The following is a 23,600-nucleotide window of genomic DNA, read 5'->3' as shown; positions in this document are numbered from 1 at the left end:
CGCTCCTCTCAGCCGCAGTACCGGATCAGCCATTCGTCGGGGTTGTAGGCGTCCCGCGCCGGGTCCGGCACGGTGGCCGGCTTGGTCTCGATCGTGTCCTCGGGGCGTATCCGCTCGGGCAGCGTGCCGAAGCGGCCGTGGTGCGGGGCTGCCGCATCGATGGTGTCCCCGGGCGTCTTGCGGTCCTGTGTACGGTGTGTCATCTCGTCCTCCCGTCTGCGCGGGCGTCCCCCGTCTCGTAGTGAACGCCCGCGTGCCCAGGTTGGTTCCCGGCCGTCCCCTGGCCGAATCCGTTGCGCTCACGCAGGAACCGGGCCCCCGCGACGGGGCCCGGTTCAAAGGGCGTGGCTCAGGCGCCGCAGGAGCGCAGGAACCGCCGTGTCCGTACCGCGATGGGCAGCGGTTTGTCCGGCTCGCACGGGTACATGTCCTGCTCGACGATCGCGAACAGGTCCACGCCCAGTTTCTGCGCCGCTTCCAGGACGGGCCCCAACTCGGGCACGCCGGACGGCGGTTCGCACATCACGCCCCGCTGTACCGCCGGCCCGAAGGGCACCCCGCCCGCGACCACGTCCGCGAGGATGTCCGGGTCGACCTGCTTGAGGTGCAGATAGCCGATGCGCTCGCCGTAGGTCTCGATGAGCTTGACGCTGTCCCCGCCGCAGTAGGCGTAGTGCCCGGTGTCCAGGCAGAGACCGACCAGTTCGGAGTCGGTGGAGTCCAGGAAGCGTTCGACGTGCTCCTCGGTGTCGATGTGGGTGTCGGCGTGCGGGTGGACCACGATGTCCAGGCCGTAGGTGTCCTTGACCTCGTGGCCGAGCCGTTCCATGCCCTTGGTGAGGTGCGCCCACTGCTCGGCGGTCAGCTCGGGCGGCTCCAGGATCTCGGCGGTCTTGTCGTCCCGCCAGAAGGAGGGGATGACGACGAGGTGCCGGGCGCCCGTCGCCTGGGTGAGCGCGGCGACCTGGCTGACGTGCGCCCAGGTGTCCTCCCACACGGCCGGGCCGCGGTGCATACCGGTGAAGACCGTGCCCGCCGAGACCTTCAGGTTCCGCCGGGCCACCTCGTCCCGCAGGCGCGCGGGGTCGGTGGGGAGGTAGCCGTAGGGGCCGAGTTCGATCCAGTCGTAGCCGGCCTCGGAGACCTCGTCGAGGAAGCGTTCCCAGGGCACCTGCCGTGGGTCGTCGGGGAACCAGACGCCCCAGGAGTCGGGGGCCGAGCCGACCCGGATACGGTCCAGCGGGGTGGGGGTGGCCATGGTCAGGGGGTTCCTTCCGGGGAGGGTGCGACGGGTGCGGTCAGGTCGCTCTCTTCGGGGAGTTCCTCGGTGTCGACGCCGCGTACCTGGGCGAGTTCGTGTTTGAGCGCGGCGAGTTCGGCGCCGCCGGCCATGTGGTTGGTCAGCTCCTCCAGGCTGACCTCGCTGCGGTCGGCGGACAGCTCCAGGGTGCCCAGGCGCAGGACGCTGAAGTGGTCGCCGACCATGTAGGCGTGGTGGGGGTTGTGGGTGATGAAGATGACGCCGAGGCCGCGGTCGCGGGCGGCGGCGATGTACTTCAGGACCACGCCGGACTGTTTGACGCCGAGGGCGGCGGTGGGCTCGTCCAGGATGAGGACGCGCGCGCCGAAGTAGACGGCGCGGGCGATGGCCACGCACTGGCGCTGGCCGCCGGACAGGGTGCCGATGGGCTGTTCGAGGTCGTCCAGGACGATGCCCATGTTCCGCAGTTCGCGGTCGGCTGTCTTCTTCATGCCGGCGATGTCCAGGCGGCGGACGGGCCAGGGGCCGCGGGTCATCTCGGAGCCGAGGAAGAAGTTGCGCCACACCGGCATCAGCGGGACGGTGGCCAGGTCCTGGTAGACGGTGGCGATGCCCTTGTCGAGGGCCTCGCGCGGGCTGGAGAAGCGGACCGGCCGTCCGTCGACCAGGAAGTCGCCCTCGGTGTGCTGGTGCAGCCCGGATATGATCTTGATGAGGGTGGACTTGCCGGCGCCGTTGTCGCCGAGCACGCAGGTCACGTTCCCGGCGTGGACGGTGAGGTCGACGCCGTGCAGGGCGCGGATGTTGCCGTAGGACTTGCCCGCCCCGCGCAGCTCGACGAGGGGGCCGTCCCCGGCGGGCGGCGTGTCCTGGAGAACGGCACCGTGGGTCGTGTTGTCGGTCATCGCTTTACCTCCGGGTCGCCGTGCGCTGGACCCACAGATTGATCAGGACGGCACCGAGCAGCATCACGCCGAGGAAGGCCTTGAACCAGTCGGGGTTCCAGCCGGCGTAGACGATGCCCTGGTTGACCATGCCGAACATGAACGCCCCGAAGACCGGGCCGATCGCGGAGCCGTAGCCGCCGGTGAGCAGACAGCCGCCGATCACCGCCGCGGCGATGTAGATCAGCTCGTTGCTCACGCCTTCGCCGGACTGCACGGTGTTGAAGGAGAACAGGTTGTGCATGCCGACGAACCAGGCCCCGAGACCGACCAGCATGAACAGCGTGATCTTGGTGAAGTTCACCGGCACACCGACCGCCCGCGCGGACTCCTTGTCGCCGCCGACCGCGAAGATCCAGTTGCCGTACTTGGTACGCAGCAGCACCCAGGTGGCCAGCGCGGCGAAGACCAGCCACCATACGATCGTGATCTTCACCTGGACCCCGCCCACGTCGAAGGACGAGGCGAAGATCTTCTTCGCCTGGGCGAAGCCGTCCATGTCGCTGATGTCGTCGGTGGCGACATTGCCGGTGACCCATTTCGTGACGGCCAGGTTCACACCCTGCAGGATCAGGAAGGTGCCGAGCGTGATGAGGAAGCTCGGCAGGCCGGTCCTGACCACCATCCAGCCGTTGAACGCGCCGATGCCCAGGGACACGGCCAGAGCGACGATCACCCCGGTCCACACGTTCAGCGTCAGCTGGTAGCTGAGCATGCTCGCGGTCAGCGCGGAGGAGATCACCGCGACGCCGGAGGACAGGTCGAACTCGCCGCCGATCATCAGCAGGGCCACCGGCAGGGCCATGATCCCGATCGTCGAGGACTGGTAGAGGATCGTGGCCATGGAGCTGCCCTGGCGGACCGAGGGCGCGGCGATCAGGAAGAAGACCAGTACGGCGGCGGCGCCGAGGAAGACGCCCACTTCGGGCCGGGCCAGCAGCCGCAGCGCCAGCGGGCGCCGGACCGTACGGCCGTCGGTCTGCTTCGGACCGGATCCCGACGGCGCGGTCACCGCCGGCTCAGCCTGCTGGGCCATGCTCATCACCGGGTCCCCTTCGCGGCGAACTCGGCGACCTTGTCGACATTGGACTTGTCGACGAAGGCCGGGCCGGTCAGCACCGGCTGGACCCCGCCGCCGCTGTAGTTGCCGTTGTTCTTGTAGAGCCACAGCGCGTCGACCGCGAGGTAGCCCTGCAGGTAGGGCTGCTGGTCGACGGCGAACTCGATCGAGCCGTTCTGGACGGCCTTCACCAGGTCCTTGTTCAGGTCGAAGGTCGCGACCTTCGCCTTGCTGCCCGCGTCGCCCACCGCCTGCGCGGCGGCCAGGGCGAAGGGGGCGCCGAGGGTGACGACCGTGTCGACGGAGTTGTCCTGCTTCAGCTTGGCCGTGATGGTCGACCGCACGGACGGCATGTCGGTGCCGTTCACATACAGCGTCTCAGTGGTGCCCTTGAACGTCTTCTTCACGCCGTCGCAGCGCTGGGTGAGGCCCACATTGCCCTGCTCCTGGATGACACAGACGATCTTCTTGGCGCCGGTGGTGTTCAGCTTGTCGCCGAACGCCTCGCCCGCCACGCTCTCGTCCTGCCCGAAGAACTCCAGCAGGCCGAGCTTCCGCCAGTCGCTCAGTCCGGAGTTCAGGCCCACCACCGGTATGCCGTCCTGCTCCGCCTTGCCGATGACGTTCTTCATCGCGTCCGGCTTGGCCAGCGTGACCGCGATGCCGTCCACGTGCTGGTCGATCGCGTTCTGCACCAGGTTGGCCTGGTTGCCGGCGTTGGGGTCGGCGGAGTAGACGAGCTTGACGTTGTCCTTGGCTGCGGCCGCCTCGGCGCCCTTGCGGACGGTGTCCCAGAAGGTGTCGCCGGGTGCCTGGTGCGTGACCAGCGCGACGGTCATGTGCGGAGTGTCGGCCCGGCCCGCCGAGGCGTTCTGCGCCGCCTCCTCGGCCTTCTTGCCGCCGTGGGCGCTTGCGCACCCGGCGAGGGTCAGGGCTGCCGCGGTGGCCACCGCCACGAGGGGGGCCAGTCTCCGGGAGCGGGAGGGAGAAGAGCGGTCCATCTTTCCTGCACCTCACTGTGCGTGCGACGGGGGAAGGGACGCTGTTGCGTTGGGACGCGATCCAAGTCCTTGGCGAGCCCGCTGTCAATACTTTGTTAAGACATCATTGCACAAGCAGGTCCGAATGTAAGGACAAATCATGAACACCTCACCCCCCCGAGACCAACCTGAGGCATGAGCCCAGTACACCGCACCCCGCAGCGAACGGCACCGGGTGATCCCGCGCGCGAGGCTGCCCGATCTTCAACAAAGTTGCAGGTGACGGTGACGATTACATTTCGAGCAAGAGAGACCCCAACGCGATCCGGCCTATTGACTCATGAGCGGACATGGGGCTGTCATTACGCCCACGATGTTCGGTCGAGTTGGTTTCTGAGCGGTTTCGAAGACCGTTCATTGATCAACTCATCCCCTTGACCGAGCCCTGTATTCCTCAGGAGCCGCCATGCGCCTCTCCCCCTCCGGTCTTTCCCTCCCGGGTCCCAGCCGGCGTTCGGTCCTGCGCACCGCGGGCGGTGCCGCGCTGCTCGCCGGGGCCGGAACGCCCTTGCTGTCGGCCTGCGGAGGCAGCGGTTCCGCCTCCGACCCGAAGACCGTCACGCTCGGCTCCAACGCGTCCGACGCCGTGCCGAAGACGGCGTTCGAGAGCGTCTACGCGGCCTTCAAGAAGCAGTCCGGCATCACCGTCGACGTGAACACGAAGGACCACAACACCTTCCAGGAGCAGATCAACTCGTATCTGCAGGGCACCCCGGACGACGTGTTCAACTGGTTCGCCGGTTACCGCATGCAGTTCTTCGCGGCGAAAGGCCTGGCCTCGCCGGTCGACGACGTGTGGCAGAAGATCGGGGGCAACTTCCCGGACGCGATGAAGAAGCTCAGCAAGGGCGAGGACGGCAGGTACTACTTCGTGCCGCTGACGACCTATCCCTGGGCGGTCTTCTACCGCAAGAGCGTCTTCACGCAGCACGGCTACAAGGTCCCCGCCACCTGGGACGAACTCGTCGCCCTGTGCCGGCAGATGAAGAAGGACGGCCTGGTCCCGCTCGCCTTCGGCGACAAGGACGCGTGGCCGGCGATGGGCACCTTCGACCAGATCGACTTCCGGCTCAACGGCTACGACTTCCACGTCCAGCTGATGGCGGGCAAGGCGTCCTGGACCGACACCAGGGTGAAGGCCGTCTTCGACCACTGGAGCGAGCTCCTGCCCTACCACCAGGACGGTTTCATGGGCCGTACCTGGCAGGACGCCGCGCAGACGCTGGTCGCGAAGAAGGCCGGCATGTACCTCCTCGGCTCCTTCGTGGCCCAGCAGTTCACGAACAAGGCCGACCTGGACGACCTCGACTTCTTCCCCTTCCCGGAGATCAACTCCGTGTACGGCCAGGACACGGTCGAGGCGCCGACCGACGGTTTCATGGTCAGCAAGTCCCCGAAGAACCACGCGGGTGTCGTGAAGCTGCTGGAGTTCCTGGGCTCCCCGGCGGCCGAGGAGCTGTACCTCAAGGGCGACCCGAGCGTGGTGGCCGCCTCCAGCAAGGCGAGCACCTCCTCTTACTCGGCGCTGCAGAAGAAGGCGTTCGAGATGATCGGCAACGCCAAGAGCCTGACCCAGTTCATGGACCGCGACTCCCGGCCCGACTTCACCTCCACGGTGATGCAGCCGGGCCTGCAGAAGTTCCTGCAGAACCCCAGGGGCGTGGACAGCCTGCTGTCGTCCATCGAGCGCCAGAAGAAGCAGATCTTCGCGTCCCGGTGAGCGGCCCGATGACGACCGGCACGACGACGAAGACCCCGGAGACGGCCGCCGTGCCGCCTTCGGGGCCCGCACCCGGGAAGAAGCGGGTCACGCGGGGCCACCGACGCCTGCTGACCCGCCGTGACCGGTTCACGCTCGCCCTGATGGCGGGCGTGCCGACGATCCTGCACGTGGCCCTGGTCTGGGTCACCGCCATCGCCTCGGTCCTCCTCGCCTTCACCACCTGGGACGGCATCGGTTTCGACTCGATCAAGTGGGTGGGCCTGGACAACTTCAGGCAACTCTTCAGCGACAACCCGCAGTTCTGGCCGGCCGTCCAGCACAACATCATCTGGTTCGTCGTACTGATCCTGATCCCGACGCCGTTCGGCCTGTTCCTGGCCGTGCAGCTGGACAAGCGGATCCGCTTCAGCCGGGTCTACCAGACCGCGTTCTTCCTGCCGGTCGTCATCTCCATGGCCTGCATCGGCTTCGTCTGGCAGCTGGTCTACAACCCGGACACGGGCCTGATCAACAGCATCCTCGACGCCAACAGGCCCGGCCACTACATCGACTGGATCGGCGACCCGCACCTCAACCTGTGGGCGGTCCTCATCGCCGCGTCCTGGCGGCACACCGGCTACATGATGATCCTGTACCTGGCCGGTCTGAAGAGCGTCGACCCGGCCCTGCGGGAGGCTTCCGCGCTGGACGGCGCGAACGAGTGGCAGACGTTCAGGAGCGTCGTCTTCCCCACCCTGCGCCCGACCAACACGGTCGTCCTGGTCGTCACCATCATCGAGGCACTGCGCGCCTTCGACCTGGTCTTCGTCTTCAACAAGGGCGCCCAGGGCACGGAGTTGCTGTCGATCCTGGTCACCAACAACATCATCGGCGAGTCCAGCCGTATCGGTTACGGCTCGGCGATCGCCGTGGTCCTCCTGGTCATCTCCCTAGCGGTGATCATTCCGTATCTGATCGCCACCTTCCGGAAGGAGCGGCGGGCATGAGCAGCACCACTGTGCCGCTGAAGCGGCGCGCCCCGGTCCGGCCCGCCCGTGTCCTGCTGCACGTCTTCCTCGCCGGTACGGCGCTGGCGTGGCTGGCGCCGCTGCTGTGGGCGGTCTTCTCGGCGCTGCGGCCCTACGGCGAGACCAGCGCACGGGGTTATGTGTCCTGGCCGCACACGCTGGACCTCGACAACTTCAAGAACGCGTTCGTGCAGTCGGACATGCTGCACTACTTCGGCAACACCCTGGTCATCGCGGTGCCGGCCGTGCTGCTGACCCTGTTCCTGTCCTCCTGTGTCGCCTTCTACGTCAGCCGGTTCGACTTCCGGCTGAACCTTGCCCTCCTGCTGGTCTTCACGGCCGGCAACCTGCTCCCGCAGCAGGTCGTCATCACCCCGCTGTACCGGCTGTACCTGCTGACGAACCTGCCGGGGATCACACAAAGCGGCAAGCTGTACGACTCCGCGCTCGGCCTGGTCCTCATCCATGTGGCGTTCCAGTCGGGGTTCTGCGCGTTCGTGCTGAGCAACTACATGCGCTCGCTGCCGCACGAGCTCACGGAGGCCGCACTGGTCGACGGCGCCTCGGTGTGGCGGCTGTACTGGCAGATCACGCTGCCGCTGTGCAAGCCGGCGATGGCGGCGCTGGCAACCCTGCTGTCGATCTGGATCTACAACGACTTCTTCTGGGCGCTGGTGCTGATCTCGACGGGCCAGAACATGCCGATCACCTCGGCGCTGAACAACCTCTCCGGCCAGTACTTCACCGACCCCAACCTGGTCGCCGCGGGCTCCCTGCTGACCGCGATCCCCACCCTGCTGGTCTACTTCGCGCTCCAGCGCCAGTTCGTCAGTGGCCTCACCCTGGGCTCCAGCAAGGGCTGAGCCGCCGGGTACCGGGTCACCCGCGGCCCCGCACCGGCGGTGCGGCTCCGGGCGATGGCCCGGAGCCGCTTCAGCCGGGTGGGTACCGGTTCACGGGAGGGTGGCGCCCTCCGCGCTCAGCGCGGCCGTCACCGGCTGGAAGAACGTCTCGCCGCCGGACGAGCAGTCACCGCTGCCGCCGGAGGTCAGTCCGATCGCCGCGTCCCCGTCGAACAGGGCGCCGCCACTGTCGCCGGGTTCGGCGCACACATCGGTGTCGATGAGTCCGGAGACCGTGCCCTCCTCGTAGTTCACCGTCGCGTCCAGGCCGGTGACCGAGCCGCCGTGGACGCCCGTGGTGCTGCCGCTGCGCTGGACCTGTTCGCCCACGTAGGCGTCGGCGGCGTGGGTGATCTGCTGGGTGCCGCCGTCGTAGAGGTCGACGGCGCTCGGCTCGTCGCCACCCGGGTCGTCGTACTGGACCAGGGCGTAGTCGGTGCCGGGGAAGCGGGAGTCGACGGTCTGGCCGGTCTCACCGCCGCCCTGGGTGTCGGACCAGCTGGAAGCGGCGTTGCCGCAGTGTCCGGCGGTGAGGAAGTAGGGGGAGCCGTCCACGGTCACATTGAAGCCCAGGGAGCAGCGGACGCCGCTGCCCCAGATGGCGTCGCCGCCCGCGAGCAGCGGCCTGAACACCGAGGCCGCCCGCCGTACGGCGACCTTGTCGCCCAGCGCGCCCGTCACGGCCTCGAGCCGGGTGCGGTCGGTGCCGGTGACCGTCGGGTCGACGGTCACGACGACCTTGTCCTGGCGGGGGTCGATCGCCCAGGCGGTGCCCGCGATCCTGGCGCGCCGGCTCAAGGTGGCCATGACCGAGCGGAGTTGGGCGGTGGAGTGGCGCACCGTTCGGGGGACCGCTCCGGTGCCGCGTACCAGGGCCGCGGCGGACGGGTCGGTGAGGTTGACGACGAAGTGGTGGGCCGCGGTGTCGTAGTAGGAGCCGGCGGCCCGGTCGCCGAGCCGGGCGGCGAGGGCGGCGGCGGCCTCGGCGCGGACGGCGGAGGGAGTGGCGGGGGTGGCCGCGGTGGCCGCTGTGGGGCCGGGGAGCATCAGCGCGCCCGCGGTCAGGGCCAGCACGCTCAGACCGGTGAGAGCGCAGGGGACGAGGGCCGTGCGACGTTGCGTCATGGGGAGCCTCCAGTGGGGGTTGCCCCGCCCGTCGCGCGGGCCGGGGCCGGAGGGATGCGGGCACGGGACGCCGGAACGCCGATACGGCGTGCCCATGCCAAGCGTCGACGAGTATGACGACGCACCCACGGCGCGACAAGGAAGGGTTCAAGCCACCCGCGCCCGGCAGGCACGCCGCCCGTCCGGGCCCCGTGTCCCCGCTCGTCAGGTCGTCGCGGCCCCGCCGGACGCCACGCACCGTGGACGACACCGGGCCGGGTGCCCACGCTCCGCGCACGGGCGACTGACCGGGACACGCCGCTTCCGTCCGGAATACGGAACGGCGGTCGCCGATTTGGAGCATTCTTGGCCCGCCGGTGACCTGCCGCCCCGCCCGGTTGCGCGGACGCGGTCACGAACAAGCCGGGTTACGTCCAGCGCCCTGTCGGTTTTCGGACGGATCGGGAGTCTCCCCTTCCCCTTTGGGCCCCACGCGGCGAACGATGTTCGAAGAACCTTGTCATCACCGCTTCGTATCGCTGAGCACACCACTCACGTTCAGGACCTCATGACACTGCTGCGCCTGCCGGCCGGTCGCCGGTGTACCCGGCTTCGCACACGTCACGTTCACGGTGACGTCGGCACCCTCGGGGATCTTGATGGGAGTGACCCAGTGGTAGTCCTGGTTGCGGAAGGTCTCCAGGGCGATCGTGGTGATCTTCCGCTGGCCGAACGTGATGGTCATGACCCCTTCGTCGCCCTGGAAGTTCGCGACGACGATGTCCGTCACACCGAAGACCTTGCCCGCCGGCACCAGATACGTACCGGTCTTGTTCCCGCCTCCCGAGGTCTGTACGTCAATGGTGGCCGAGCTCTGCTGACCGGCCCCGGTCCGGCCGTCGCCGTCCCCGCCGGATCCCCCGCCGCCGCCGGTGTCCGGCGCCACGTCCGTGCCCTGTCCGCCCGGCCGGGAACCCGCGCCGGTGCCCGTTCCGTTGCCGGAGCCGGCCCCCGGGCCCTGCCCGTTCTGCCCGCCGCCGGGAGTGGGGCGCGGCTGGACCACCTCGTTGGCGGCCTGCTTGGCGGCACTGCGCACCGCCGGGCGGACCAGCGCGAACCAGGCCATCACCAGCGCGAGCAGGGCTGCGAGCACGGCCAGCAGCCACTTCGGGAAGACCGGGATCTGGACGAACTCGGCCTCCAGCGGCGGCCGTACGAGAGCCTGCGGCCGCTCGGCGCTCTCCGCCGCCCCGGTGTCGGTGGCACGCACGATGAACGGCCAGACGGCGGGCTTGCCGAACCAGACCGGCTTGCCGGTGCGCACCCGCAGCCGGGTCTCCGCCGATTCACCCGGTTCCAGCTGCAGCTCTCCGGGGGTGAACCCGAATCGCAGTTCCTCACCCGGCTGCTCGGGCGTGAAGACCACCCGGGCCGGGGAGTTGCCCTCGTTGCGCACCGCCAGCCGGTAACGGCCCCGCAGCCAGCCGCGCCGGCGACGCGGCAGCAACTCCGCCCGCAGTTCACGGAATTCCTCGATGTGCACCGTGGTCTCGGGCACGGTGACCGCTTCGGGGTGCTCGGCCGGCAGCACCCGGATGCCCAGCGGCACGTCACCCGCCCGGACTTCGGGGGAGCGCGGCGGGTCCAGGCGGATGGTCACCGTCTCGGAGGTGCCGGGGTAGAGCGAGACCCGCTCGGGCTCCACGGTGGCCCAGGCCTTGCAGTCGCCGACGACCTCCAGGGTGTACGCCTCGACGATGTCGCTGTCGTTGCGGACGGTCAGGCTGGTCGAGGCGGTGCCGCCGGGCGTCACCGTCACGGCGGGGATGTCGAGACCGGGGGCCCCGGGTCCGGAAGAGGCTGCAGATGGCGTCACGCCACGACCGTAGAAGCCGGGCCGCACCGTCACGAGAGGTGCGAGGGCAACACCGGGGCAGTCGGTATGCCCCGCGCGGTCAACGCCGACTCAGCCGGTCGGCAGGGCAGTTGAACACAGCACGCGCTGCGCGCGGCCCACCGGCCGACAGCGCCGGCCTCCCCCTGTCCTCCCCGCCCCGCCGCTCCCCGCGCCGTCACTCCCCGCCCCGCCCCTCTCCTGTCGTTTCTCGCCTTCGTTTCCCGTCTCCGTCGTTTCCCGTCATGAATCAGGAATCCACCATGTCCCGTTCCGCACATGAGAACGCTCTCAACACCACCGGCACGCCACGTGGTGCCGCCCCCGCCGGCCACCCGCACCGGGTGACCGTCGCCGTCTACGCCCAGGATCTCGTCCTGCGCATCGGCGTCGTCCACCAGCTGCGCCAGCGCCCCGAGGTGGAGCTGGTCACCGACGCCGAGGCGGACCGGGCGCACACGTCGCTCGTCGTCGTCGACGCCGTGGACGACGAGGTGATGGCCCTGCTGCGGCGGTTGCAGCACAACGGCGCCACCCGCACCGGACTCGTGGTCGGCACGTTCGAGTCGGCGGCGCTGCAACGGGTCGTCGAGTGCGGGGTCGCGGCGGTGCTGCGGCGCACCGAGGCGGACCAGGACCGGCTGCTCCATCTGGTGCTCGCCCTGGCCAACGGCGAGGGAGTGCTCCCCGGTGATCTGCTCGGCAAGTTACTGAGCCATGTGGGCAGCCTCCAGCGCTCGGCGCTCGACCCGCACGGTCTGGCCCTGTCCACGCTGACCGCACGCGAGGCGGACATGCTGCGTCTGGTGGCGGAGGGGTTCGACACCTCGGAGATCGCGCAGAAGACCGCGTACTCCGAACGGACCGTCAAGAACGTGCTGCATGAGATCACCACGCGGCTCCAGCTGCGCAACCGGGCACACGCGGTCGGCTACGCGCTGCGCAACGGGCTGATCTGAGAACCGCCCCCGCGCACCGTGCGGCCGCTGTCCGGCCCGGGGCGCCGGCCGCTGCGTGGGCGGCCCGGACCCGCCCGCTGCCCGAAAGCGCACCCCGCGCTTCCCCCGGGCACGGCCCCGCCGCCCTGACGTGCGCCGCGCGCACCGGCGCACAGTGGCGGGGCGACCCTGGTGTTCCGAGACTGTGAGGTGGACCGTGAACGGCACCGCTGGCCCCGGCGGGCAGCGCCGGCTGGGGAGATTCGGCGCGTCGTTGCTCCTGCTGGTTCCCCTGCTCGTGATGACGGCGGCTTCGGGGCCGGGCAGCGCGGCCCCGGCTCCGCGGGCAGCCGCCGCCCCCGCCACCCGGATCGCCTACGCGGGCACGGGGCACCGCAGTCTCGGCCGGGTCGCCACCACCACCTCCAGCAAGCCGCTGTTCGGTGCGGGCCCGGCGCACTACGACGTCCAGCCGTCGGCACAGGGTGATGCGATGGTGTTCGCGAGCCGCCGCGACGACAAGCGCCCCCAGATCTATCTGCGGGCCCCCGACGGTTCGGTGCGCAAGCTGACCAGCGGCCGGGACGCGGCGCACCCGCGGCTGACCCCGGACGGCAGGGCGGTGGTGTTCGACTCGGCCGAGCCGGGTGGCCCGCACGGGAAGAAGCAGCGCGACCTGTGGCGGGTGCGCACCGACGGCACGGGGCTGACCCGGCTGACGGACACCCCGTCCGACGAGACCAGCCCGACCGTCTCCCCGGACGGCACCCGCATGGCGTACGCCGACGACGGCGATCCGGTGCTGGGGCAGCAGATCTACGTACGCCCGCTGGCCGGTGGCACGGCCACCCGGGTCACCGGCGCGCTCGGCGGCACGGCGGCGGAACCCGTGTGGAACCCGGTGAACGACCCGGCGCACCGGGACCTCATCGCGTACACCTTCACCGCCGACAAGGCGACGGGCCCGCGGCTGCGGGTGACCGGCACAGCGGACGGCGACCAGCCGCTGCTGGCGGGCACGCAGGCACAGTGGCGGACCCGCGGGGCAGCCTGGCTGCCCGACGGGGACGGGCTGCTGTTCCTCAGCCCGGACCGCACCTGCGGCTGCGAGGGCGACTGGGACCATGTGTTCCGGGTGCGGGCCCATGCCGCGGACACCCCGCAGCTGGTGCTCAGCGAGGACCGCGCGGTCGGCTCGCCCACCTGGCTGGGCCCGCTGAACGGCGGCCAGGTGGTGGTGGACCGTACCTCGGCGGCCGGCCCGCACGTGGTGACCCTGCAGGACGCCCGCCTGGACGGCGCCGACCCGCGCGACCTCGGGCTGACCATCCTCAAGGAGGATCCGGCGGCCGACACCAACACCGATCCGGCCAAGGATCCGCTGTTCAACCCGGCGTCCGGGTACGACCCGTGGACCGAGCGGCAGAACTACACGCCCGACGGCCGCCGCATCGTGGTGACCCGGTTCGAGGACGGTACCGCCGGGCGGATCGAGCGGATCTGGACGGTGGACGCCGACGGCTCGGACCCGGCGCCGATGCCGCTGGCCGGACGCGGGCCGAAGGACTGGGACACCGACCCCACGTTCTCGCCCGACGGCAGATACCTTGCGTTCACGCGGACTTCGCCGGGCGGCGTCGGGTCCGCCTCGGGTCCCGGCCGTATCCTGATCGCCGACGCCACCATCGGCGCGATCGTCCACGAGATCGTGCCGCCGGCGGGGCAGCAGGCGGGCGGCGACGCACAGCCCACCTGGTCCTCCGACGGCACCACCCTCGCCTTCACCCGCAACGAGGTGATCGACGGGGGCGGCGGCAACAAGCACATCTGGACCGTGCCGGTGAACGCCCTGGACCAGCAGCGCGATCTGAGCGCGCGGATCTGCCCGGACACCTGCGCGGTCATCGACGACAGTCCCGCGTTCTCGCCGGACGGACGCTCGATCGCGTTCAACCGGAAGAACGGCGGCGGCCGGATCGACGAGCACAACGGACTCCTGGTCACCTCCGTGTCCGGCGACGACTGCCGGGCCGTGCTGCCCGCGCCCGCCCGGGGCACCGCCGACGCCTGCCACCGGGAGCTGCCCGACACCTCCGTCACCGGCCCGCACCAGCCCCGCGACGCGGCCTGGACGGCGGACGGCACCGGGATCGTCTTCAGCTCCCGCACCGACCTGCCCGTCAACTGCCCTGAAAACCTTTACCTGTTGAAGGTCGCGACCGGTCATCTGTCCCCGCTCACCACGGAGCTGCCGGGACGCCAGAAGGAGCCCGGCGTCCAGCAGTCGGTGAACCTGGCGGTGCGCGCCCCGGGCACGGCGCCCGCGGTCACCGTCGGCACCGCCACGACGGTCCGCGTCGACGTCGTCAACAACGGTCCCGCCGCCTCCCCCGGCACCCGGCTGACCATCGCGCCGCCGGCCGGCGTGACCGTCACCCGGATCCGCCGTCCGGGCGGTACCTGCGACGCCGTCTCCCTCCAGTGCGACATCGGAGTGGTGCCGCCCGGCGCGACCGTGCCGCTGACCGTGACCCTGACCGGGCAGACCGTGGGCGACCAGCCGGTGGACTGGTCCGTCACCGGCAGCGTGATCGACCCGGAGCCGGGCGACAACACCGCCCGCACCGTGGTGCCGGTGCGCCCGCCCGCCCCGCCGCACCCCCGCCCGACTCCGACCCCGCCGCATCCCGGCCCGACCCCGCCCACGCCCAGGCCGGTGCCGACGCCGCCCCCGCCGAAGGCCGGGCCCGGTGTCCGGGTCACCGCCCAGCCCGAGCCGGGCTATGTCGGCGGCCGGGTGGTGGTGACGTACACCGTCCGCAACGGGCGCAACGCGCTGGCCACCGGGCTGCGGCTGCGGATCGGGCTGCCCGCCGGGATCCCGGGCGGCGGGCCGCCGCCGGGCTGCGACACCGGCTGGGTGTGCGCGCTGCCGGACCTGGCACCGGGCGCCTCGACCGTCGTACGGGTGGTGCTCGCCCCCGACCATGCGCTCACCGGCCGTGCCACCGGCGTTCTCACCACCACCGGGACGGACGCCGACCCGGGGGACAACAGGGCGCGCACGACCCTGCGGATCCTCCAGCCGCGGATCGTCGCCGTACCGCCGATCGGCAGGCCCGGCTTCGTCACCTCGGTGCGCGGCAGGGACTTCCCGCCGGGAGTCCCGGTGCGGTTCTCCTGGAAGCCGGGGATCACGGCGGCGGCGGCGCCGACGGTGCCCCTGCCGGACGGCACGTTCATCGGCCAGCTGCTCATCCTCGCCAAGGACCAGACGGGTCCGCGCACCATCACCGCGCGCGGCCCGGGATTCTCGCCCGTGACGACCGGTTTCCTGGTGGTCAACGGCAGCGTGCAGCCGCCCGACGAGGTGACCCGCCGGTGATCCACGAGGTCGATGATGCGCTGCGCGGCCTGCTCGGCGAGTCCGGGCTGGAGGCGTCCGGGGTCGAGATCGTCTTCGACGCGCCGACCCGCGACTGGGCGGCCCGCCGCAACGCGCCCACCATCTGCGCCTTCCTGTACGACATCCGGGAGGACCCGAGCCGGCGCGGCAGCGGGGCCGGTGAGGTGTACGACGCGGACGGGTACGTGGTGGCACGGCGCACCCCGCCCCGCTGGTTCGAGCTGACGTACCTCGTCACGGCGTGGGCGAGCCGCCCGCAGGACGAGCACCGGCTGCTGTCGCAGGTGCTGGCCACTCTGGTGGCGGCCGAGGCGCTGCCGGAACGGCTGCTCACGGGCTCGCTGGCCGAACTCGGTCTGACCGTCGGGCTGGAGACCGCCGGGGCCGCGCTGGACGCGCCGGCCGCCTCCGATGTGTGGTCGGCGCTCGGCGGAGAGCTGAAGGCGTCGCTCGGGGTGCGGGTCCGGGCCCCGCTCGCGGGTGTGGCCAGGGCCGCCGCGCCGCCGGTCACCGAAGGGCTCGTGGTGCGCGGCACGGAACGGCGACAGCACGGGGATCCGGTGCCGGGGCGCAGATTGCGGTACGAGGGCGTGAGCGACCCGGGCCCGGACGGCTTCGCCGGTCCGCGCGAGCGCCGCCCGGCCCCCGTCCGCCGCCGCCGAGGAGACCGCCAGCCGTGACGCACCCCGCCGACACCGCCCACCGCCCCGGCACCGGCACCGACACCGCCCACCTCGCCGACGCCGACACCGCTGACCTCGGCCCTCTCGTCGGCGCTGACGCCGGAGGAGGTGCCGCCGTCGGGGCGGATCCCCTGTGGGCACGGCTGCGCCTGGTCGAGGAGCGGGTGCGGTATGCGGTCGCGGCCCGGCGTACCACCGACCCGGACCCGGACGATCCTTACCGGGGCCAGTACCTCACGCCCGAGGCCGTGGAACGGATCCTGGACGAGCAGGGCGGGCTCGACGTACCGGGGTACGAGCCACTGCCCCCGCCGCCGGGGTCCGTGCTCGGCGCGCTCTCCGCGCGGTTCGGTCTGTCGCCGCTGGACACGGATCTGCTGCTGGTCGCGCTGGCCCCGGACCTGGACGCGCGGTTCGAGCGGCTGTACGGCTATCTCCACGACGATCTGACGCGCCGTAGGCCGACCGTCGGGCTGGCGCTCGAACTGTGCGGGCTCCCGTCGGCGTCAACCGCACGCTTCCGTCTCGCCCCGGGCGCCCCCCTGGTCGACGGAGGCCTGGTGCGGATCACCGAGCCGGACCGGCCGCCGCTGTCGCGGGTGCTGACGGTGCCGGACCGGGTGACCGCACATCTGCTGGGCGGGACGGAGCCGGACGCCCGGCTCGCCGGGGTGCTCGGCGAAACCGGGAGCGACCCCACGGCCGAGGCGGACGAGGTCGCCAGGGCGGCGTCGGCGGCCCGCTCCGGGACGGGCCTGGTGCATCTGCTCGACCGGGGCGGTGACCCGCCGGGCCTCGCCGTCGCGGCCCTGCGCGCGGCCGGACTGCCGTCGCTGGTCCTGGACGCGGCGGCACTCGCCCGGCGCTCCGGCGACGTACCCGCGCTCGCCCGGGTCACGACGCTGGAGGCCCGGCTGACCGGCGCGGGGGTCGTCCTCGGCCCGCTGGAGGCGCTGCCCCCGGAACCCGCCGAACAGGCCCGTGCGCTGCGGGAGTTCTGTACGGCGCTGCGCGGCACACCGCTGTTCACCTACGGTACGGCCGGCTGGGACCCGGCGTGGGCGGCGGACACCCCGGTCGTCCTCCCGGTGGCCCCGCCCTCCCCCGCCCGGCAGGCCGTACGCTGGCGGCACGCCCTCGCCCTGGCCGGCGCCGGGGACTCGGTGAACGATGACACCGACGCGCTCGCCCGGGCGGTCGCCGCGCACCGCCTCGACGGAGGACAGCTGCGCCGCGCCGCCGAGGCGGCGGTGCGCGGTGCCGCGCTGGCGGGCCGCCCGGTCTGTCCGGACGACCTGCGCTCGGCCGTGCGGGCCCAGAACGGCGCGGGTCTGGCCCGGCTGGCCCGCAGGGTGGAGCCGGGCGTCGGCTGGGACGATCTGGTGCTGCCCCCGCCGGTCCACCGCAGGCTGCGGGAGCTCGCCGTGCGCGCCCGCCACCGCGAGCAGGTGCTCGGGCAGTGGCGGATGCGGCCGGGCGGCGGCCGGGGGCGAGGGGTGATCGCGCTGTTCGCCGGCGAGTCGGGCACCGGCAAGACGATGTCCGCGGAGGTCGTCGCGGCGGATCTCGGCATGGATCTGTACGTGGTCGACCTGTCCACGGTGGTCGACAAGTACGTCGGCGAGACCGAGAAGAACCTGGAGCGGATCTTCACCGAGGCGTCCGCGGTCAACGCGGTGCTGCTTTTCGACGAGGCCGACGCGATCTTCGGGAAGCGCTCGGAGGTCAAGGACGCGCACGACCGGCACGCCAACATCGAGTCGGCCTACCTGCTGCAACGCATGGAGTCCTTCGACGGGATCGCCGTACTGACCACGAATCTGCGGGCCAACCTGGACGAGGCGTTCACGCGGCGGCTGGATGTGGTGGCGGAGTTCCCCGTGCCCGACGCCGCCCACCGGCTCGCCCTGTGGGAACGCTGCCTGGGCGACCGGCTGCCGCGCGCGGCCGGCCTCGATCTCCGTTTCTGCGCCGACCGTTTCGAACTGGCCGGCGGCTCGATCCGGGCCTGCGCGGTGACCGCCGCCTACCTCGCGGCGGAGTCCGGAGAACCGCTCACCATGCGGCAGTTGGTGACGGCCGTGGTCCAGGAGTACCGCAAACTCGGCCGGCTGGTCCTGGAGAGCGAGTTCGGACCGTGGACACGGGAGCTGCTCGCCGAGGGCTGAGCGGGGCCATCTCGTTCCACGGATGCGGCATCGGCGAGTGATCCCCGAGATGTCCGGGCGGTCCGGCCTTCGGCCTGCCGGCCGAGCGCAGCGCCTTGCGGACACCGGTGGCAGGCGGGCGGGGGGCGGCTCCCGGTACGGGCGCCGGGTCCGGGCTTCCGGGCCCCGGTGCGTTCGGTGCGGGGCCCGGACGTCTGCACGCCTGCTGCCTCCTCGTCGGCACACCTGTTGCGACCCTCCAGTGGACCGTGCTCGACGGTGCGGTGTCCAGGGCCGCACGGGCAGGAGGGCGCCGCCCGGCGAGGCACCCGGACGGTCCGCGTGACCGTACCAAAAGGCAGCGTGGTTGCCCCCGGCCAGGTACGCCCGCCCCTGCCGCGGAGCCCGAGGTGCCTCGGAGACTCGGCATCGACGCAGGTGACCGATGGAACCCGAAGGAGCGAGCATGCCGACGTACCTCACCCCGGGCGTGTACGTGGAGGAGGTGCAGTCCGGTGCCCGCCCGATCGAGGGGGTCGGCACCGCCGTCGCCGCGTTCGTCGGGTTCGCCCGGAGCGGCCCCTTCCACGAACCGACGCTGGTCACCAATTGGGACCAGTACACGCAGCTGTTCGGCGGCTTCACCGAGAACACCTATCTCGCGCACGCCGTGTACGGCTACTTCTCCAACGGCGGCGGCGCGGCCTACATCGTGCGGATCGGCGGCTCCGGCGCGGACTCCTCCGCCGCCCCGGCGGACCGCGGACGCGACTCCGGCGGGTTCCGGGCGGCCGAGCCGGTGTCCCTCGGCGGGTTCCTGGTCGCGGCCCGGCCCGGTACCTCGGGAGTGTCGGTGGAGATCGCCGACCCGGACGGCGAGAACCCGCCCGAGGACCGTTTCCGGCTGCTGGTCCGCCAGGGCGACCAGGTGGCCGAGACCTACGACGTCTCCACCCGCAAGAGCGTCAAGGGCTATGTGGTCACCCAGGTCCGCGCCTCCCGGCTGATCGAGGTCACCGAGCAGCGCGGCGCCGCCCAGACGCGGCCCGCGAGCCAGACCGTGGCCCTGCCCGACGCCCCCGCCTCACCAGCGGTGACCGGCTCGGCGGAGGTGTCGCGGCTCGATCCGGCCGAGTACGTCGGTGACGCCGCCGCCCGGACCGGGTTCGCCGGTCTGGAGGCCATCGACGAGATCACCATGGTCGCGGTGCCGGACCTGATGGGCGCCTACCAGCGGGGCGACATCGACGCCGAGGGCGTGCGCACGGTCCAGCTCGCGGTGATCTCGCACTGCGAGCAGATGGGCGACCGGGTGGCCGTCCTGGACACCCCGCCCGGGCTCACCGCGCAGCAGGTACGCAACTGGCGCAACGACGAGGCCGGTTACGACTCCCGGTACGCCGCCCTCTACTACCCGTGGGTGCGGGTCTTCGACCCGGCGGCCGGCCGCAATACCACCGTCCCGCCGAGCGGTCACGTCGCGGGCGTGTGGGCGCGCAGCGACGCCGAGCGCGGTGTGCACAAGGCACCCGCCAACGAGGTGGTCCGGGGCGCGGTGGATCTGGAGATCCGGCTCAGCAAGGGCGAGCAGGACCTGCTCAACCCGATCGGCGTGAACTGTGTGCGCGCCTTCCCGGGCCGCGGCATCCGGGTGTGGGGCGCCCGCACCCTGTCCTCCGACCCGGCCTGGCGCTATCTGAACGTCCGGCGGCTCTTCAACTACCTTGAGGAGTCGATCCTGTTGGGCACCCAGTGGGTGGTGTTCGAGCCGAACGACGACCGGCTGTGGTCGAGCATCCGGCGCAACGTCACCGCGTTCCTCACCGAGGAATGGCGCCGGGGCGCGCTCTTCGGCCGCACGGCCGAGGAGGCGTTCTACGTCAAGTGCGACCGCGACAACAACCCGCAGACCTCCATCGACCAGGGCCGCGTCATCTGCGAGATCGGCGTCTCCCCCGTCAAGCCCGCCGAGTTCGTGGTGTTCCGGCTGGCCCAGTTCTCCGACAGCACCAGCCTCATCGACGAGTGACCCGCGGGTCGGCCAAGGAAAGGTGACAGACAGTCATGGCAGAAGGCGACGCTCTCTCCACTCACGTCTTCGGCGTGCAGCTCGGCGGGTACATGGTCGAGTCGATCCAGGAGATCAGCGGCTTCTCCGTCGAGGAGGAGGTCGTCGAGGTCAAGCAGGTCACGTCAACGGGCAAGCAGATCATCCGCAAGCAGCCCGGGGCACGACAGGCCGGCGAGATCACGATCACCCGGGGACTCGACAAGAGCAGCGAGTTCACCAAGTGGATCAAGGAGACCCTCAACAACGGCGCCGTCGACACGGCACGGCAGAACCTCACCATCGAGATCAAGGACTCCAAGGGGGACACGGTCCGCCGTATCCAGCTGATGAACGGCTGGGCCTCCAAGTGGGAGGGCCCCTCCCTCAAGGCCGGCGAGTCCTCCCCGGCCACCGAGACCGTCACGATCGTGTTCGAGGAGATCGTCGTCGAATGAGGCGTCGTACGGTCACGGCGGGCAGCCTGGAGGAGATCCTGGAGGCGACGGCGCCCGCCCCGGCGGCCGAGCAGCCGCCGCCCCCGGTCGCCCGCCCTGCGGCCCCTCAGGAGCACGGGCTGCGCACGGAGTTCGAGTTCGAGCTGCCGCGCGGATACGTGGACGAGGCGGGCACGGTGCACCGGCAGGGCGCGATGCGCCTGGCGACCGCCCGCGACGAGCTGCGGCCGCAGATCGACCTGCGGGTCAAGGAGAACCCGGCCTACCTGAGTGTGGTGCTGCTGAGCCAGGTGATCACCCGGCTCGGCACCATCACCGATGTGCACGCGGGGATCGTGGAGCGGATGTACGCCACCGATGTCGCCTTCCTCCAGGACTTCTACCGCCGCGTCAACAGCGAGGGGCACACCCGCGCGGCGGTGACCTGCCCGCACTGCGAGGGCGCCTTCGAGGTGGACCTCTCGGGTGGGCGCCTGGGGGAATCGTGACGTACGCGCTCCCCCGGCTGCGGGAGGAGATCGCGTACATCGCCTACCACTTCCACTGGCCCCGCGAGGAGATCCTCGACCTCACCCATGCCGAGCGGCAGCAGTGGGTGGCCGAGATCGCCCGCATCAACACACGTATCAACGAAGGCGGTTGAGTTCCATGGCGTGGCGGGACACACGGCGCCGCCGGTCCGGCACCCGGTCCGCGGGAGCGGCCGCGCGCGGGGCGGCCGACCGGTCCGCGCCGGGTCCGGTGGTTCCGGCGGCTCCCGGTCCCGCCGAGGCGTCCGTGCCGGGCGACTGGGACGGCGGCTGGCGCCGCACCCCGCCGCCGGCCCTGACCGTGGCCCGCGCTCCGCTGGGCGTCAGCGACGGGCTGGCCTTCCGCTCGGGCCTCGCGTCCTGGCAGGACCCGTCCTTCGACACCGGTCTCGGTCACGCGCTGCTGCCGTCCGCCCCGGTGGGCCTGATCCACGGCGTCACCGGCCCGGCGACGCCGCGCGCCGTCCACGCCGACGGCGGCCCTCTGCTGCTGCGGGTGCCACGGCCGGACACCGAGGAGGCCGCCGAGGCCGACCCCGCGAACCCGCTCACCGGCGACCGCCGTACGGGGAGCCCGGCCGACGGCACGGTCGACGAACGGGGAGGTGCTCGGACCGCAGTCCCTTCGCACCAGCGGCAGGCCGGTGCACCGCCGAGCCGTGGGACCGTGGCCGCCACCACGCGCCGGACACCGGTTCAGCGGTCCGCGGCGGGAGCCGGTGATCAGGCGGTCCGGCCCGCCCGTGCCGGGGGCCCGGCCGTCCCACCGGAGATCCCGCTCGTACGACGGGTCGCCGTGGTGCCGCACAGCTCGGGCGACGAAGCCGGACGCCGCACGGCGCCGAGCGGACCGGACCGCGCTCCGCACGGTCGCCGTACACCCTCGGAAACCGGCCCCGCCCGCACGCCGGGCACGGGCCGGACGGGACGTACACCGTCCGGTGGAGTGCCCCGACGCCCCTTCACGACAGGTGAGAACGGGTCCGCCGAAACGCGCGGCACGAGCGCCGAGCCGGTGCGTCCCCGCACACTGGGCCCCGCGTTGACCGTGGCCCGGCGGACGACCGGACCGGTGCGCCGGATCGCCGCGCTGCGGCCCGCCGCCCGCCCCGCCCCGGGCACGGCCTCGGACACAGCACCCACGGCGGCCTCGACAGGGACCGCCCCGCAGGCCTCCCGACCGGCACCGGGCACGCCGCCTGTGACGTCCGCACCGTCAGTCCAGCGCACCGAGTCCTCCGGACAGCCGGCGGCCCGAGCCCCACTGGGCACGCCGTTGTCGGAACTCCCCACCGTCTCCGTGCCCTTGGCTACCGACACCAACCTGACAGTTCAACGAGCCGAAGCCCCCGGCCAACCCACCACCCGGACACCACTCGGTCCACCACTGCCAGAACTCCCCACCGTCGCCGCGCCCTTGACTGCCGACACCAACCCGACAGCCCAGCGCACCGACACCCCCGGACAGCCGGCGACCCGAGCCCCACTGGGCACACCACTGCCAGAACTCCCCACCGTCGCCGCGCCCTTGACTGCCGACACCAACCCGACAGTTCAACGAGCTGAAGCCCCCGGCCAACCCACCACCCGAGCGCCACTGGGCACACCACTGCCGGAACTCCCCGTCAACGCCCGGCCATTGACCCCCGACAACCACCCCACAGTCCAGCGCACCGACACCCCCGGCCAACCGGCCACCCGGACACCACTGGGCACACCACTGGGCACACCACTGGCCGAACTCCCGGCCACTGCCACGCCGTTCGATGCCGATGCCCGCCCGACGGCCGGACCGGTGCTTCCTGTCGTGCAGCGGCAGGCGGACTCCGTCGCGTCGGTGCCGGAGCCGCGCGGCGACAACCCGGCGACCCCGTCGGGCGGCGATGCCGGGTTGCCGGCCCCGCCGATCTCGCCGGCCCCGGCCCAGCGGTCCCGCCGGGATGACCGGCCCGGGGCGTCCGGTGCCCGGGCCCGGGGCGGTCTGGGGGCGCCGCTGCCCGCCATGCCGCCGACCGCCGGGCCACCCCGCCCGGCCGGCCCGGAGCTGCAGCGGGCCCCGGTACGCCCGGCCGGCGCTGCTCCGGGCACGCGTCAGCCCCCGTCGGGGGCGGCCGGAGGTACGGTCCCTCTGCTCGGCGTGGCGGACGCCGGGCAAGGCACCCCGCTCGCCGGGTCCTCACCCTCCGACGCACCGGCGGCGGCCACCCCGCCGGAAGTCCCGGTCGTCGCGCGGCCGACGCCCCCGGAGCGGCCCGAAGGGCCGGCCACGGCACACCCGCGGTCGGCAGACGCCGGTGCCGTCCCTCTTGTACGGCCTACTCCGCCGACCCCGCCTGCCCCTTCCACCCCTTCCACCCCTTCCACCCTTTCTGCCGCTGCGGCCGATGGCCCAGTCGTGCCGGGGCCGGTCGTCGTCGCCCGGGCCGTCGCCGCGCCCGGCGGTGCGCCGGGCGGTG

The 23,600-nt window shown here is 71.9% G+C and carries 19 protein-coding genes; 12 read left to right on the top strand and 7 right to left on the bottom strand.

From position 1 onward, the window contains the following. Positions 1–8: 8 nt before the first annotated feature. The 5 genes from ABZ624_RS32250 to ABZ624_RS32230 all read right to left on the bottom strand — a co-directional run bounded on the left by ABZ624_RS32250 (position 9) and on the right by ABZ624_RS32230 (position 4,266). The gene (locus tag ABZ624_RS32250) at positions 9–203 is read right to left on the bottom strand and encodes a hypothetical protein (RefSeq protein ID WP_360096936.1); all 195 of its coding nucleotides are present in this window, start codon (positions 201–203) and stop codon (positions 9–11) included. Positions 204–349: 146 nt separating this feature from the next. Continuing rightward, complete coding sequence (locus tag ABZ624_RS32245; RefSeq protein ID WP_360096933.1) at positions 350–1,258, bottom strand: sugar phosphate isomerase/epimerase; 909 nt, start codon at positions 1,256–1,258, stop codon at positions 350–352. A gap of 2 nt (positions 1,259–1,260) precedes the next feature. Continuing rightward, a complete protein-coding gene (locus tag ABZ624_RS32240; protein WP_360096930.1) occupies positions 1,261–2,166 on the bottom strand; it encodes an ATP-binding cassette domain-containing protein in 906 nt (301 codons plus the stop codon). A gap of 4 nt (positions 2,167–2,170) precedes the next feature. Beyond that, entirely contained in the window at positions 2,171–3,247 is a 1,077-nt protein-coding gene (locus ABZ624_RS32235) for an ABC transporter permease (protein ID WP_360096927.1), read from the bottom strand. Then, positions 3,247–4,266 (bottom strand): substrate-binding domain-containing protein, encoded by a 1,020-nt coding sequence (locus ABZ624_RS32230; protein WP_360096924.1) that lies wholly within the window; start codon positions 4,264–4,266, stop codon positions 3,247–3,249. Before ABZ624_RS32230 ends, ABZ624_RS32235 begins: the two co-directional genes overlap by 1 nt. A gap of 445 nt (positions 4,267–4,711) precedes the next feature. Between ABZ624_RS32230 and ABZ624_RS32225 the strand changes: the two genes are divergently transcribed. The 3 genes from ABZ624_RS32225 to ABZ624_RS32215 are packed head-to-tail and all read left to right on the top strand — an operon-like array spanning position 4,712 to position 7,898. Next, positions 4,712–6,025, top strand: a complete 1,314-nt coding sequence (locus ABZ624_RS32225; protein WP_360096921.1) for an ABC transporter substrate-binding protein — start codon at positions 4,712–4,714, stop codon at positions 6,023–6,025. An 8-nt stretch (positions 6,026–6,033) separates the two neighbouring features. Beyond that, the gene (locus tag ABZ624_RS32220; protein ID WP_360096918.1) at positions 6,034–7,014 is read left to right on the top strand and encodes a sugar ABC transporter permease; all 981 of its coding nucleotides are present in this window, start codon (positions 6,034–6,036) and stop codon (positions 7,012–7,014) included. Beyond that, the gene (locus ABZ624_RS32215; RefSeq protein WP_360096915.1) at positions 7,011–7,898 is read left to right on the top strand and encodes a carbohydrate ABC transporter permease; all 888 of its coding nucleotides are present in this window, start codon (positions 7,011–7,013) and stop codon (positions 7,896–7,898) included. Before ABZ624_RS32220 ends, ABZ624_RS32215 begins: the two co-directional genes overlap by 4 nt. Before the next feature lie 90 nt (positions 7,899–7,988). Here ABZ624_RS32215 and ABZ624_RS32210 read toward each other — a convergent pair whose 3' ends face one another. Both ABZ624_RS32210 and ABZ624_RS32205 read right to left on the bottom strand, forming a co-directional pair. Next, positions 7,989–9,062 carry a S1 family peptidase gene (locus ABZ624_RS32210; RefSeq protein ID WP_360096912.1) on the bottom strand — a complete coding sequence of 358 codons (1,074 nt, stop codon included), beginning with the start codon at positions 9,060–9,062 and terminating at the stop codon, positions 7,989–7,991. 502 nt (positions 9,063–9,564) lie between these two features. Further along, a complete protein-coding gene (locus ABZ624_RS32205) occupies positions 9,565–10,917 on the bottom strand; it encodes a hydrolytic protein (protein WP_360096909.1) in 1,353 nt (450 codons plus the stop codon). 281 nt (positions 10,918–11,198) lie between these two features. Between ABZ624_RS32205 and ABZ624_RS32200 the strand changes: the two genes are divergently transcribed. The 9 genes from ABZ624_RS32200 to ABZ624_RS32160 all read left to right on the top strand — a co-directional run. Further along, the gene (locus tag ABZ624_RS32200; RefSeq protein WP_360096906.1) at positions 11,199–11,894 is read left to right on the top strand and encodes a LuxR C-terminal-related transcriptional regulator; all 696 of its coding nucleotides are present in this window, start codon (positions 11,199–11,201) and stop codon (positions 11,892–11,894) included. 196 nt (positions 11,895–12,090) lie between these two features. Further along, complete coding sequence (locus ABZ624_RS32195; RefSeq protein ID WP_360096903.1) at positions 12,091–15,258, top strand: hypothetical protein; 3,168 nt, start codon at positions 12,091–12,093, stop codon at positions 15,256–15,258. Beyond that, a complete protein-coding gene (locus ABZ624_RS32190) occupies positions 15,255–15,959 on the top strand; it encodes a DUF4255 domain-containing protein (protein WP_360096900.1) in 705 nt (234 codons plus the stop codon). Before ABZ624_RS32195 ends, ABZ624_RS32190 begins: the two co-directional genes overlap by 4 nt. Positions 15,960–16,093: 134 nt before the next feature. Beyond that, a complete protein-coding gene (locus tag ABZ624_RS32185) occupies positions 16,094–18,130 on the top strand; it encodes an ATP-binding protein (RefSeq protein ID WP_360097086.1) in 2,037 nt (678 codons plus the stop codon). 445 nt (positions 18,131–18,575) lie between these two features. Continuing rightward, complete coding sequence (locus ABZ624_RS32180; protein ID WP_360096897.1) at positions 18,576–20,138, top strand: phage tail sheath subtilisin-like domain-containing protein; 1,563 nt, start codon at positions 18,576–18,578, stop codon at positions 20,136–20,138. Between the two features lie 35 nt (positions 20,139–20,173). After that, positions 20,174–20,614, top strand: coding sequence for a phage tail protein (locus ABZ624_RS32175; protein WP_360096894.1), 441 nt, complete (start codon positions 20,174–20,176; stop codon positions 20,612–20,614). Then, a complete protein-coding gene (locus tag ABZ624_RS32170) occupies positions 20,611–21,102 on the top strand; it encodes a hypothetical protein (RefSeq protein WP_360096891.1) in 492 nt (163 codons plus the stop codon). Before ABZ624_RS32175 ends, ABZ624_RS32170 begins: the two co-directional genes overlap by 4 nt. Next, the gene (locus tag ABZ624_RS32165; protein ID WP_360096888.1) at positions 21,099–21,257 is read left to right on the top strand and encodes a DUF6760 family protein; all 159 of its coding nucleotides are present in this window, start codon (positions 21,099–21,101) and stop codon (positions 21,255–21,257) included. The genes ABZ624_RS32170 and ABZ624_RS32165 overlap by 4 nt, the downstream gene beginning before the upstream one ends. 5 nt (positions 21,258–21,262) lie before the next feature. Next, positions 21,263–23,600: hypothetical protein (locus tag ABZ624_RS32160; RefSeq protein ID WP_360096885.1), on the top strand; the 2,338-nt coding region annotated here is incomplete at its 3' end.

Origin of the sequence: Streptomyces sp. NPDC007205 (genome assembly GCF_040634095.1) — a bacterium.
Taxonomy (GTDB): Bacteria; Actinomycetota; Actinomycetes; order Streptomycetales; family Streptomycetaceae; genus Streptomyces.
This window is presented reverse-complemented; position numbering and strand designations above follow the sequence as displayed.

Excerpts from the sequence above, each read along its gene's own strand:
- ABZ624_RS32250 (WP_360096936.1), bottom strand. The coding sequence starts at position 203 with ATGACACACCGTACACAGGACCGCAAGACGCCCGGGGACACCATCGAT.
- ABZ624_RS32245 (WP_360096933.1), bottom strand. The coding sequence starts at position 1,258 with ATGGCCACCCCCACCCCGCTGGACCGTATCCGGGTCGGCTCGGCCCCC.
- ABZ624_RS32240 (WP_360096930.1), bottom strand. The coding sequence starts at position 2,166 with ATGACCGACAACACGACCCACGGTGCCGTTCTCCAGGACACGCCGCCC.
- ABZ624_RS32235 (WP_360096927.1), bottom strand. The coding sequence starts at position 3,247 with ATGAGCATGGCCCAGCAGGCTGAGCCGGCGGTGACCGCGCCGTCGGGA.
- ABZ624_RS32230 (WP_360096924.1), bottom strand. The coding sequence starts at position 4,266 with ATGGACCGCTCTTCTCCCTCCCGCTCCCGGAGACTGGCCCCCCTCGTG.
- ABZ624_RS32225 (WP_360096921.1), top strand. The coding sequence starts at position 4,712 with ATGCGCCTCTCCCCCTCCGGTCTTTCCCTCCCGGGTCCCAGCCGGCGT.
- ABZ624_RS32220 (WP_360096918.1), top strand. The coding sequence starts at position 6,034 with ATGACGACCGGCACGACGACGAAGACCCCGGAGACGGCCGCCGTGCCG.
- ABZ624_RS32215 (WP_360096915.1), top strand. The coding sequence starts at position 7,011 with ATGAGCAGCACCACTGTGCCGCTGAAGCGGCGCGCCCCGGTCCGGCCC.
- ABZ624_RS32210 (WP_360096912.1), bottom strand. The coding sequence starts at position 9,062 with ATGACGCAACGTCGCACGGCCCTCGTCCCCTGCGCTCTCACCGGTCTG.
- ABZ624_RS32200 (WP_360096906.1), top strand. The coding sequence starts at position 11,199 with ATGTCCCGTTCCGCACATGAGAACGCTCTCAACACCACCGGCACGCCA.
- ABZ624_RS32180 (WP_360096897.1), top strand. The coding sequence starts at position 18,576 with ATGCCGACGTACCTCACCCCGGGCGTGTACGTGGAGGAGGTGCAGTCC.
- ABZ624_RS32175 (WP_360096894.1), top strand. The coding sequence starts at position 20,174 with ATGGCAGAAGGCGACGCTCTCTCCACTCACGTCTTCGGCGTGCAGCTC.
- ABZ624_RS32170 (WP_360096891.1), top strand. The coding sequence starts at position 20,611 with ATGAGGCGTCGTACGGTCACGGCGGGCAGCCTGGAGGAGATCCTGGAG.